General features: G+C 76.9%; 9 protein-coding genes. 1 reads left to right on the plus strand and 8 read right to left on the minus strand.

From position 1 onward, the window contains the following. The 5 genes from ACZ4VL_RS39135 to ACZ4VL_RS39155 all read right to left on the minus strand — a co-directional run. Positions 1 to 96 (minus strand): S-adenosylmethionine synthetase N-terminal domain-containing protein (locus ACZ4VL_RS39135; protein ID WP_352332740.1); only part of this gene is annotated, 96 nt, incomplete at its 3' end. Between the two features lie 120 nt (positions 97 to 216). Next, positions 217 to 2,511: a condensation domain-containing protein gene (locus ACZ4VL_RS39140; protein WP_468210322.1), complete on the minus strand. Its 2,295-nt coding sequence runs from the start codon at positions 2,509 to 2,511 to the stop codon at positions 217 to 219. Positions 2,512 to 2,616: 105 nt separating this feature from the next. Further along, positions 2,617 to 3,438 carry a 4'-phosphopantetheinyl transferase family protein gene (locus ACZ4VL_RS39145; RefSeq protein WP_468210325.1) on the minus strand — a complete coding sequence of 274 codons (822 nt, stop codon included), beginning with the start codon at positions 3,436 to 3,438 and terminating at the stop codon, positions 2,617 to 2,619. Beyond that, a complete protein-coding gene (locus ACZ4VL_RS39150; RefSeq protein WP_468210328.1) occupies positions 3,435 to 5,243 on the minus strand; it encodes an acyl-CoA dehydrogenase in 1,809 nt (602 codons plus the stop codon). The genes ACZ4VL_RS39145 and ACZ4VL_RS39150 overlap by 4 nt, the downstream gene beginning before the upstream one ends. Before the next feature lie 11 nt (positions 5,244 to 5,254). Beyond that, entirely contained in the window at positions 5,255 to 6,223 is a 969-nt protein-coding gene (locus ACZ4VL_RS39155) for an aromatase/cyclase (RefSeq protein WP_468210331.1), read from the minus strand. Positions 6,224 to 6,648: 425 nt separating this feature from the next. On the opposite strand from ACZ4VL_RS39155, the gene ACZ4VL_RS39160 reads away from it, so the two are divergent. Next, positions 6,649 to 7,410: a thioesterase II family protein gene (locus ACZ4VL_RS39160; RefSeq protein WP_468210334.1), complete on the plus strand. Its 762-nt coding sequence runs from the start codon at positions 6,649 to 6,651 to the stop codon at positions 7,408 to 7,410. A gap of 70 nt (positions 7,411 to 7,480) precedes the next feature. Here ACZ4VL_RS39160 and ACZ4VL_RS39165 read toward each other — a convergent pair whose 3' ends face one another. The 3 genes from ACZ4VL_RS39165 to ACZ4VL_RS39175 all read right to left on the minus strand — a co-directional run bounded on the left by ACZ4VL_RS39165 (position 7,481) and on the right by ACZ4VL_RS39175 (position 11,271). Beyond that, positions 7,481 to 9,103 (minus strand): class I adenylate-forming enzyme family protein, encoded by a 1,623-nt coding sequence (locus ACZ4VL_RS39165; protein ID WP_468210336.1) that lies wholly within the window; start codon positions 9,101 to 9,103, stop codon positions 7,481 to 7,483. A gap of 183 nt (positions 9,104 to 9,286) precedes the next feature. Continuing rightward, entirely contained in the window at positions 9,287 to 10,543 is a 1,257-nt protein-coding gene (locus ACZ4VL_RS39170; protein WP_468210339.1) for a beta-ketoacyl-[acyl-carrier-protein] synthase family protein, read from the minus strand. Continuing rightward, entirely contained in the window at positions 10,540 to 11,271 is a 732-nt protein-coding gene (locus ACZ4VL_RS39175; protein ID WP_468210342.1) for a thioesterase II family protein, read from the minus strand. Before ACZ4VL_RS39175 ends, ACZ4VL_RS39170 begins: the two co-directional genes overlap by 4 nt. Between the last annotated feature and the right edge of the window lie 186 nt (positions 11,272 to 11,457).

Here is an 11,457-nt window from a genome sequence, read left to right on the forward strand (position 1 = left end):
GAGGAGCGCGTCGAGGATCGTGTCGCTGATCTGGTCAGCGATCTTGTCGGGGTGGCCCTCGGTGACGGACTCCGAGGTGAACAGGCGGCGGGACATGGTGCTCCAGGTTCGTAGGGTCCGCTCGGCGCGCGGCAGAGCGGCGGTGGGAGACCGCTGGTGGAACGGTGGGGCGGGCGACGTGGGGTGCGGGCCGGACGGGCCGCCGCGGTCAGCGGCTCATCCGGGCCCCGCCGTCGCGGAGGAGAGCGCCCGGGTCAGGGCGCTCACGGATTCGGGGCGGCCGTCGGCGGCGCCGGCGACCGCGACGAGCGGCGGGTACCAGCCGTGGGCGGCGATGCGTTCGGCGATCTCGCAGGCGAGGACGCCCGCTCCCGAGAAGCCCCCCAGGACGAGGGGCTCCCCGGCCTCCAGCGCGGGCCGCAGCGCGGCCAGGAAGTCCGCCGCGTCGGCCGGGCCGGCCAGGGTGGCCAGTGCCTGCGGTCCGGTGTGCAGGCCTGCGAGCCCGTCGTAGCAGTCCTCGGACGCGTCCGGCGGCGGAACCAGGAGGATCGTGCCGGCACCCGGGTGGGCGGCGGGGCGCAGCAGCCGCAGCGGGTCCTGGCCGCGGCGCGCGGCGGCCAGCGGCACGCGGGAGCCGGAGAGCAGGCCGAGCGCCTCCGCGACGGTCGTGGACCCGTCGGCCGCGTACGGGAGTTCGCGCAACAGCCCGGCGGTCTGCGTCAGGATCAGCTCGGCCGTGTCGTCGGACAGTCGGGTGCGGTCGTGTACGGCGGCCAGCACCAGCGAGCCGTCCGCCTCGTGGTGGGCGGTGAGGGTGAACGGCACGCCGGTGAGCGCGGTCACGGCCTCCGGCGGGTCCACGCGGACGTCCTCGGCGGCGAGTTCCTCGCGGTACGCCTCCTCGGGGTGCGCGCCGGGGCCGGGCCGGCCGCCCCCGGTGTGCCGCGGCGGCTCGAACACGATGAGGGACTCGGGCGGCGGGGTCCCCTGCGGTCCGGCGCCGGACCACGCCCGGATCTGCCCGGCCGAGACCCATTCGTAGGCCGCGGCCTCCAGGGCCCGTCCGGTCAGCTCGGCCAGCAGCCCGGACACGGTGGCGGCCGGGTCGACGACGACGTGCACGGGCAGCGGGTTGCGCAGCGGCGCCGGCAGTCCCTCGACGCCGTCGAGCGCGATACCGCGGCCGGTGACCGTGACGGCGAACGCGACGGAGCGCGGTCCCCCGTCGGGGCCGGCGGCGGGCCGGTACAGCTGGAGCGCCCAGGCGGCGTGCACGGCGGTGCTCTCGGTGGCCCCCCACAGGGCGGCCCAGTCGCGCAGCCGGACCGCCTCGACCGGGGTGAGGGTGTGCCGGATGCGGCCGTGGCCGAGCCGGCCGGTGGTGCGGGCGGCCGGCCGGGCGGGCAGGGTCGCGGCGCCCTGCGGCGGTGCGGCCTGCGACCAGAACGCGCGGGCGGGCCGCAGGTCGCGGGCGTGCAGCCAGTCGAGGTGGTCGCGCAGGTCGGGGCGGCGGCGGCCGCCGGGCACGCGGCCGTCGGCGAGGTAGGCCCGGTAGAAGGCGCCCAGCAGGATGCGTACGCTGCGGCCGTCCAGCAGGGCCTGGTGGTAGGTGACCAGGACGCGGGTGGTGGCGGTGGTGCCGTCCCCGGCCGGCGGCTCGTCGAGCAGGGCGATGCGCAGCGGTCCGGGCCGGCGCAGGTCGAAGGGGCGGGTGCGCTCGGCGGCCAGCAGCGCGTACCAGTCGGCGGTGTCGTGCCGGTGGCGGCGGACCTCCACGGCGGCGGAGCGGTGGACGGCGATCTGCGGGCCGGCGTCGGGCACGGGCCGGGCCAGGGCGGCGCGCAGCACCGCCTCGCGGTCGGCGAGCGACTGCCAGGCCGCGGCGAACCGTTCGGTGTCCAGCGGGCCGTGCCAGCGCCAGTACACCTGGCCGATGTGCAGCCCGGAGTCGGGGCGGGCCAGCGCGTCCAGCAGGACGTCCCGTTGGAGCGGGGCGGCGGGGACCACGGATCCGTCCGGGCCGGGCCGGGCGCCGGACCCGGTGCCGGCGAGGTCGGCCGGCGGCCTGCCGGCGTCGCTGCGGGGGTCGGAGCCGGGGCCGCGGACGGCCGCCGCCCCGGCGGGGCCGCTCCGGCCGGACGCGCCGCGCAGCGGTTCCGCAACGGCCGGACCGGCGGGGGCCGCGGGATCGACGGGCTCCGCGGAGCCGACGGGAGCTGCGGTGTCGCCGTCCGCGGCGTACGCGGCACGCCCCGCCCCCGACCGCCGCGGCTGCGGCCGCGTCAGGGCGTGGCCCTGCGGCGCCGCCAGCAGGTCCGCGAGGGTGCCCGCGGGGAACGGCGGCGGGGGCAGGTGCAGCGTGTGGTGGGTCTCGGTGTGGCGCTGCAGGGTCGGAGCGCACGGCGGCAGCGCCGCCAGCGCCGCCTCCAGGGCCCGCGGGGTGAGCGGACCGTGCAGGTCGAACGAGGGCGGCGGGCCGGGAGCGACGATCACCGTCACGGGCACGGCCATCTGCTCCCTCCTTGAGCGGCAGCGTGCGGACACGGAAGGTCAGCGAGCATCCGAGTGGCGGCCACGCCCCGCTGACACGGCGCTGACACGGGCCGCCCCCCGGCGTCACGCACGGGCCAGGCTTTCCTCGACGGCGCCCATGAAGCCCTCGTCGAGCATGGTGTGGACGGCGGTGTCGCGGGCGGTGTCCAACCCGGTGTCGTGGCGGGCGGTGCTCACCAGGTAGCGGCCGCCGAGCACCGCGTGGGTGGCGAACGTCCACTCGCCGCGCGAGGCCGGGGAGCCGTCCGGCGCGAGCAGGCGGCCGCTCTCCAGACCGAAGCCGAACTCGGTGAACCCGAGCCGCAGTCCCTGCCCGAGGGCCTTGGTGTAGGCCTCCTTCAGGGTCCACAGGCGCAGCAGCTCGGAGGTCTGGCGGTCCTGCGACATGCGGACCAGTTCGTCGTGCTCCACGGGGGTGCACATGTGGCCGTGGAGCAGTTCGAAGGACATCTTGCGGCCGGCGGGTTCGGTGTCGACGCCGATCCGGCCGGCCCGGCTGACGCCGACCACGATCAGGTCGTCGGTGTGGCTCAGGCTGATGTCGATCTGGTCGAATCCCCGGAGGTACGGCCTTCCGCCGATCTTGTACGCCAGGTCGAGCGCGACGGGGTCCGTCCTCAAGACCGCCGCGGCCGTGTACTTCACGATCATGCGGGAGGTGACGAAGCGGGAGCGGACGACCTCGTCCTCGGTGCGCCGGTACCGGTGCCAGTCGCGGCCGAGCAGCGGGCGCAGCGCGGTCTCCGGGAGGGTCGCGGGCAGCCAGTCGCCGCAGGTGGCGTAGACGACGGCGCTGCCGTCCCGGTCGAGGTCGGCCCGTACCGTCTCCCAGGGTCCGTCGGGCCCGGGGAGGCGGACGGGCGGGGCGGCGGGTCCGGCGGTCACTGGCTGAGCTCGCTTCCGTCGAGGTCGCAGCTGCGGCCGGCCCGGTAGCGGCGTACGAGTTCGTCGAGCACCTGCTGCAGGCAGCCGGCGGGCAGTTCGGGCACGGCGATGCCCAGGCGCCCGGCGAGCCGGGTCAGCGCGAGGACGGCCCAGGCCGGGTCGGCGAGGAAGGCGTCGGTGCCGTCCTGTGCCTCCCAGGTGCCGAGGACGGCGGCCGCGGCCTGGAGCAGCGCGTACCGGTCGCTGAGGATGACGACGGACGGGTCGGTCAGGGCGGTCCGGTCGGTGGGCAGGGCCGTGCAGTGGGCGTGCAGTGCCCGCAGTTCGCCGACGAACCCGTCGGCGAGGTCGCTGAGGAGGGTCATCTGCCCGCCGACGCCGCGGGTGGCGGCGAGGCGCGCGGCCGCTCCGACGAGCGAGGCGGACAGGAAGTCCTCGCCGCCGGCGATGTCGAGCAGCCGGTAGTCCAGTGCGGGCAGGTCCGTGCTGCTGCGGAACAGTCCGGGCGGCGGCTCCTCGGCACGGAACCAGGACCGCTCGGCGAGGGTGCGCAGCTGGGGGACGATGACGGCGTGGCAGGCGGCCGTGCCGGCGTGGCCGAGGCCGGCGACCGGCAGGTCGCGCACGAGCTTGCCGAGGGAGCCGTACTGCCCGCTGCCGTGCTCGTAGCCGTGCGCGCCGAGGACGGTGGCGAGTTCCTCCAGGTCGTCGCGCAGCAGGTCGGGCACCACGTACTTGACGGCCGCGGCCAGGATGTGGGCGCGTTCGGGCAGGAGGCTCAGGGAGCGCAGGGCCACGGTGGCCATGCTGTCGCAGGCCAGGAGGTCGGCGAAGACCCCGGCGAGCGGTTTGTGCCAGCGGCGTGCCACGGGCGCCGTCCGTCCGGTGGTCGCGGCGCGGACGGCCGAGCGCAGGACGGTGTCGGCGGCCGCGATCGCGACGCCCGGGATGAGGCAGCGGTTGACCTGGAAGGTCCGCAGCGCCAGGGCGACGCCCTCGCCGGGCCGACCGACCAGGGTGTCGTCCCCGACCGGGCACTGCGCGAACTCGAGGCCGGAGAACAGCCCGCCGCGCATGCCGGGGGTGGGGACGCGGGGCAGCTGGCGCACGCCGTGCTCGGGCAGCGACGCCGGGTCCAGCAGGAGGACGGAATGGCTGCGCGGCCCGCGCTCGGGCGCGGTGCGGGCGTAGACGACCCAGGCGCCGGAGCGGGACGCGTTCATGATGACGTCCTTGCGGCCGCCGAGGGTGTAGCCGCCGGGCCGGGGGGTGGCCGTCAGCTCGTCGCGCAGGATCGCGTTGGCGTGGGCGAGTTCGTGGTGGACGATCGAGGCGCGTCCGCCGCCGAGGAGCAGGCCCGCGGTCCGCTCGCGCTGGCGTTCGCTGCCCGCGGCCCACACCGCGGCGGTCGCGAACAGCGAGGTGATGCCGAAGCCGAAGCCGAGGGCCAGGTCGCGGCGGAAGACCGGGCGGAGCACCTTGGCCAGCAGGTCGGCCCGGGTGAGGCGGCCGCCGAACTCGGCCGGGACGAACTCGGCGGCCAGTCCCGCCCGCGTCAGCAGCAACTCTGTTTCGGCCGGGGGTTCGCCGCGCCGGTCGGCGGCGCACAGTTCGGCGATGCCGTGCGGGTTGGCGGGGTCGTGGGGGTCGCCGAGGAGCGCCTCCAGCCGGGCCGCGCGCTCCAGGGCAGCGGCCTCGTCCGGGACGGAGGCGGAGGCGGAGATGGAGGCGGCTGTCACGGAGGTGGCGGTGCCGGTGGAGGCCGGGCCGGGCGGGCCCGGCACGAGGTGCGGGGAGGTGGTCATGACGGCGGTGCTCAACTCCCGGTGCACAGGGTTCGGATGGCGGATTCCGCGTGCTGCTTGGCGAGGTCCAGGACGGTGCGGCTGCCGGCGCCGAGACGCTGCCGTACGTGCGCGCGCGCCTCGGCGAGGCCGGTGCCCGGGCCGAGGACCGTCTCGACGGCCTCCTCGCGCAGCAGCACGGTGTGCTGGGCGACGGCCGTGACCCCGGTCTCGTCGGGGATCACCGACCATTCGCCGGTGTGGGCCTCCAGCAGGGGCGGCGTCGCGGTCTGCTTGTGGACGATCCGCAGCGCGTGCGGGAAGCAGATGCGGACCGCTTCCGTCGTCTGTGCCGGGTCGTCCCCATACGCCGTGTCCATGCGGACGGTCTGCACGCCGGGCCGTTCCTCGACGACGTCGGCGCGCAGCACGTGCGGGACGCGGCCTGGCCAGTCGGCGATGCCGTACAGGAAGGCGTAGACGAGCTCGGCCGGCCCCTTGACGCGTACGGAGTCCTCGAAGGACAGCAGCAGGTCGTCCAGCCGGGTCCAGCGCTCGGCGCTGTCCTTGAGCCGGGCCAGTTCGGCCCGGCTGTTGGAGTCCGTGGCCCGCTCGACCCACGCGGCGTCCTCGGGCCGGTCGTCGGCCACCGTGAACGCGTGGTCCAGGGTCAGCCGGGAGCGGTCGGTGCCCAGCGCCTCCACGGTCCAGCGGCCGCCCAGGGACAGGGCGGGCCCTGCGGGGACCTCCTGGTGGAAGTCGATGCGGCGGGCCGGCGCGTCCAGGGTGCGGTGCGACAGCCAGGACTTCACGGTCCCGTTGGCGGTGGCCCACATCTGGAACCGGTCCCGCACCCCGTCGAAGTCCAGCCGTTCGACGTGGATGCTCGGCGGCACGAACAGCGGCCACCGGGTGGTGTCCGCGATCAGGCCGTAGACCACCCCGGCCGGTGCCGCCACATCCACCGCGTACGTCCTGCGGTGCACTCGCTCACCCGTCATCGGGTCCACCCCTCTCGCCCTCGGTCTTGAGGTTCGCGGGACCCGCCGGAGGACCGCTCGAACCCGCCTCGACCTCTCCAGTGCCTCTTGAGGGCGGCCGTGCGCGGGGTGCCGTACGTGCCCTGCGCCCGGCCCGGGAGGAGCCGGCGGGGCCGCCGCTGCCCTGGTGGGAGGGGGCGACGGCCCCGGAAGCCGTGCGCGTGCCGGCCGGGCGCGGCGACCCCGGCACCGGGCCGGGGTCGTCCCGGTCGTGCGGAGTCCTGGGAGTGCGGTGTTCCCGCGGTCGACGGCCTCCCCCGATCCGCTGGAGGCGGGGCGGAGACGGGATCGACACCGTCTCGAACTGGTGGCCGCGACCGGCCCTCCGCACGGCCCCGCCCTGCACCCTGGAGGGCGGTTCATCAGCAGCGGCGAGTGGAGAGTCCATGATCGGCAACAGCGACACGGAGTGGTTCCGGAACTTCAGCCCGGCGCCCGGGGCGCCCGTGCGCCTGCTGTGCCTGCCGCACGCCGGCGGCTCCGCCAGCTTCTACTTCCCCGTCGCCAAGGCCCTCGCGCCCACGGTCGAGGTGCTGGCGGTGCAGTACCCGGGCCGCCAGGACCGGCGCGAGGAGCCGCTGGTCGCGGACATCCCCACGCTGGCCGACCGGATCACCGAAGCGCTGTCGGCCTACGGGGACAAGCCGCTCGCCCTCTTCGGCCACAGCATGGGCGCCGTCACCGGTTTCGAGGTCGCCCGGCGCCTGGAGGCCCGGGGAGCGGGGCCGGTCGAGCTCTTCGTCTCGGGCCGCCGGGCCCCCTCCACCACCCGCAGCGAGCACCACTGGCACCTGGCGACCGACGCCGAGCTGGTGGCGGAGATCAAGTCCCATGGCGCGGCGGGCTCGGAGCTGCTGGACGACCCGGAGATCCGCGCCATGCTGCTGCCGACGATCCGCAGCGACTACCGGGCCGTCGAGACGCACGTGTCCCCGCCCGGTGCCCGGGTCGGCTGCCCGATCACGGCGTTCACCGGCGACGCCGACCCCAAGGTCACCGTCGAGGAGGCGCGGGCCTGGGAGCGGCACACCACCGGCGGCTTCCGTGCGCAGGTCTTCCCGGGCGGCCACTTCTACCTGAGCGACCACCAGGACGCCGTCCTGCGCACGGTGTCGGCGCGGCTGTCCGCGCCCGCGGGCGCCGTCTGACGCACGGGCCCGCGGGGCCCCTCGCGGGGGCACGGCCCGCGGGGGCACAGCCCGCGGGGGCGGGCGCCGGTCAGGCCGCGGTTTCGGCCGCCGCCCGGGCGTGGACGGTGCGCCGCAGGTCGCGCCGCTCCGGCTTGCCGACGGGCGTGCGCGGCACCGCGTCGATGACCTCGGCCCGGCGGATCCGTTCGAAGGGCGCGAGGCGCTCGTTGGCCCGCGCCACGATCGAGTCGAGCGCGTCGGACCGTCCCGGCGCGGTCGGCTCGCGCAGCACGATCCCCGCCCACACCACGGCCCCGTGGACGGGGTCGGGCCAGCCCACGACGACGCAGTCGGCGACCCGCGGGTCGTCGGCGACGATCCGCTCCACGGCCGTCGGGGAGACCAGTTCGTTGTCGTGCTTGAAGACGTCGCCGCGCCGGTCCACGAGGAACAGGACGCCGTCCGGGTTGACGTAGCCGATGTCCCCGGTGGACAGCCAGCCCTCCGCGTCGACCGGCCCCCGGCCCTCCTCACCGAGGTATCCGGTCATCAGCTGCGGCCCCCGGACCTGGACCTCCCCCGTGCCGTACACGTCGACGGGCTCCCGCGAATCGAGGTCGACGACCCGGCACTCGGTGCCCGGGACGGGCGTGCCGACCGAGCCGGTCAGCGGGCGCGCGAAGTCCTGGCTGTGGGCCAGCGGGGAGAGCTCGGCCATCCCGTAGCCCTGGACGACGGGGACGCCCAGCCATTCCCGCAGCTGCCGGGTCGCGGCGGGCGCCAGGGCGGTGCCGCCGGACAGTACGGCCGTCAGCCGCAGCCCGGCCGGCGGCCCGGGCCGCTCGGGCCGGCCGGTGGCCCCTGCCGGGCCCGGGCGGACGGCGTCGGCGAGCCGGTGGAGCCGGGCCGGCAGCCCGTAGAAGTGCGTGGCGGCGGTTCGGCCGGCCAGTTCGAGCGCGGCCAGGGGGTCCGGGTCGGGGCACAGCACTTGGCGGGCGCCCGCGTACACCGCCGAGTTGAGGTGCATGGTGTGGTACAGCGGCAGGTGGTTGAGGGTCACGCTGTCGCTGCCGAGGCCGTGCGCGCGGGCGGTCTGGGCGGCGTTGGCCACGAGGTTGCGGTGGCTGAGCCGGACCCCGCGCGGGGCTCCCGTGGTGCCCGTCGTGAACTGGATGCAGGCGTCGGCGTCCAGGTCGGGGGCACCGCCGCAGCGTCCGCCCGCGGCCGGCCCGGCGGCCGCGGCCCCGTCCAGGGCGAGGTCCAGCGGCACGGTGTCCGCGGGCACCACCCCGTCGGGGGCGTCGGTCACGATGACCCGCTCCAGGGCGGGCAGTCGTTCGCGGGCCTTGACCAGCAGTTCGGCCGTCGCCACGGGCACCAGGGCCACTTCCACCCGGGCGGTGGCGCACACGTGGACCAGGCCCGCCTCCTTGATCAGCGGATTGACCAGGACGACGGTGTTGCCGCTGCGGACGGTGCCGTAGTAGGCGGCGGCGAACTCCGCGTCCAGGGTGTTGGCGACGCCCACGCGGGCGCCGCGGCGGCCGAGCAGCCGCTCCAGGTACGCCGCGTACCGGTCGGCCCGGTCGTCGAGTTCGGCGAAGGTGACCGCGTCGGGTCCGCTGCGGACGGCGCAGCCGCCGGGGTCGCGGACGGCCGCCCGGCGCAGGAGCGCGTCCAGCGGGAGTTCGGGATACGTGAAGCGCGGCACGGCTGATTCCTCACTGCCCGGTCGGGCGGGCCGGTGGTCGGGGCGGCCCGGGCGAGGGGACGCCGGCGGATCCGGTCGGCCACCACCGTCGGCAGTGGCACTCGAAGGGCCGTCGAAGCCCGCTCGAGCCCACCGCGGCGCCCCGGCACGGCGGCGCCGCGGCGCCCTCGCGGTCGTGACCGATCAGGCGCGCTCCGGTCCGGTCAGCACCAGTGCGCTCTGGAACCCGCCGAACCCGCTGCCCAGGGCCAGCACCGTGTTCGTGGGCTGGCGCCGGGCGGTCCCGGGGACGTAGTCGAGGTCGCACTCGGGGTCCGGGACCTGCAGGTGCGCGGTCGGCGGCACGGTGCCGTGCCGGATCGCCAGGGCTCCGGCGGCGGCCTGGAAGCCGCCGAGCGCGCCCAGCGGGTAGCCGGTCATCGAGGCGATCGCGCTGACCGGCACCCGGTGGGCGTGGGCGCCCAGCGCCCGTTTGATCGCGGCCGTCTCGCTGCGGTCGCTCTGCCGGGTGCCCGAGCCGTGCGCGCTGACCCACTCGACGGAGGACGGCGCCAGCCGAGCCTCCTGGAGCGCGGCGGACGCCGCGTCGGCCAGCTCCGTGCCGTCGGCGCTCAGGCCGGTCATGCTCGCGGCGCCGGCCCGGCTCGCGTACCCGGAGACCTCGGCGTAGATCCGGGCGCCGCGCCGGCGGGCGCGCTCGCGCTCCTCCAGGACCAGGACGGCCGCCCCCTCGCCGAGGACGAACCCGTCGCGGGTCAGGTCGAAGGGCCGGGCTGCGCTGCCGGGTTCCGCGTTGCGCCGCGAGGTGACCCGGATGGTGTCGCAGGTGGTCATGGTCGCCAGGGAGATCGGGGCCTCGGCCGCACCGGCGAGCACCAGGTCCGCGCTGTCCTCGCGGATCAGGTCGGCGCCGTGGCCGAGGGCGTCGAGGCCCGACGTGCAGCCGCCGGCGACGAGGGACACCGGCCCCTGTGCGCCGGCGTCGAGGGCCACTTCCGCGGCCAGCGAGCAGGGGACGGCGTAGTCGTACAGGTGGGGCACGGCCCGGGTGTGGTCGACCAGCCAGCGGGCTCCGACATGGCTGGCGACGGCGTACTCCAGGCTGAGCTCGGCGGCGCAGCCGAGCGCACTGCCCAGGGCGACGCCGGTGCGCACCGGGTCGAGGGCGGGCGCGGCCCCGCTGTCGGCGAGCGCCTCGCGGGCTGCGGCCAGCGCGAACTGCGCGGCGCGGGCGGCTTCCGCCTCGGGCCGGGCGTCGAGCCCGTGCGCACGGGCGTCGAAGTCGACCTCGGCGGCGACGCGCGAGCGCAGCGGCCGGGCGTCGAAGGAGGTGACGGCGCGGGTCGCGGAGCGTCCGGAGGCAAGCAGCGACCAGAAGCCCCGGGTGCCGCCACCGCCGGGGGCGACCACCCCGATGCCGGTGATGACCGCCCGTCTCACCGTTCGGCCCGCCCCACGAGTCGGCAGGCGCGTCCGAGCAGTCCGGGCAGTTCGCCGTCGCGGACGAAGAAGTGCCCACCGGGCACGGTGCGCAGCACGAAGCGCCCGGTGGTCCAGGCGCGCCAGCCGTCGAGCAGTGCGGCGGGGCCCACCGGGTCGTCGCTGCCGGCGACGGCCAGCACGGGGACGGGCACCGGGCCGCCGGTGGCCGGGTCCAGGGCGGCGGCCCGCAGGTCGGCGGCCAGCCGCAGGTCGTCGCGGAGGACGGGGAAGACGAAGCGGTGCCACACGTCGGGGGCGATGCCGGCGGGGACCGCGTCGAAGCCCTCCAGGACGGCGAGCAGTTCGTCGTCGGGGGCTTCGGCGGCGAGGGCCGGTCCGCCCGGCGCGTCGGGCGGCGGGCAGGCGCCGACCGCGAGCAGCGCGGGCAGCGGCAGCCCCGCCGCGTGCAGTGCACGGGTGAGCGTGTAGGCGACGAGCGCGCCGAGGCTGTGCCCGTAGAGCACGTACGGGCCGGGCGGCTGCTCCCCGAGCAGGTCGGCCAGGTCGTGCAGGAGCTCCCGCCGGGTGGTCACGCGCGGCTCGCGGCGCCGCCCGTCGCGTCCGGGCAGCAGCCGTGGTTCGGGGACGGTGCCGGTTCCCAGTGGTTCGCCCCAGCGGTGGAAGGCCGAGGTGCCGGCCCCTGCGTGCGCGAAGCACACCAGCCGCACGTCCTGTTCGGGTGCCATCCCCTGCCCTTCCTCGCCGTCCTGGCCGTCCCATCCTGGCCAGCGCCGCTCGAAGTCCGCTGGAGCGCGGGCGTATTCCGCTGGACACGGGCGCGGGGGGGGGGGGGGGGGGGGGGGGGGGGGGGGGGGGGGGGGGGGGGGGGGGGGGGGGGGGGGGGGGGGGGGGGGGGGGGGGGGGGGGGGGGG

The sequence above is a fragment of the Streptomyces sp. NPDC029014 genome, assembly GCF_055564695.1.

What these genes read in the sequence shown, in the direction of transcription:
- ACZ4VL_RS39175 (WP_468210342.1), bottom strand. Translation starts at nt 11,271, where the DNA reads ATGGCACCCGAACAGGACGTGCGGCTGGTGTGCTTCGCGCACGCAGGG.
- ACZ4VL_RS39150 (WP_468210328.1), bottom strand. Translation starts at nt 5,243, where the DNA reads ATGACCACCTCCCCGCACCTCGTGCCGGGCCCGCCCGGCCCGGCCTCC.
- ACZ4VL_RS39140 (WP_468210322.1), bottom strand. Translation starts at nt 2,511, where the DNA reads ATGGCCGTGCCCGTGACGGTGATCGTCGCTCCCGGCCCGCCGCCCTCG.
- ACZ4VL_RS39155 (WP_468210331.1), bottom strand. Translation starts at nt 6,223, where the DNA reads ATGACGGGTGAGCGAGTGCACCGCAGGACGTACGCGGTGGATGTGGCG.
- ACZ4VL_RS39160 (WP_468210334.1), top strand. Translation starts at nt 6,649, where the DNA reads ATGATCGGCAACAGCGACACGGAGTGGTTCCGGAACTTCAGCCCGGCG.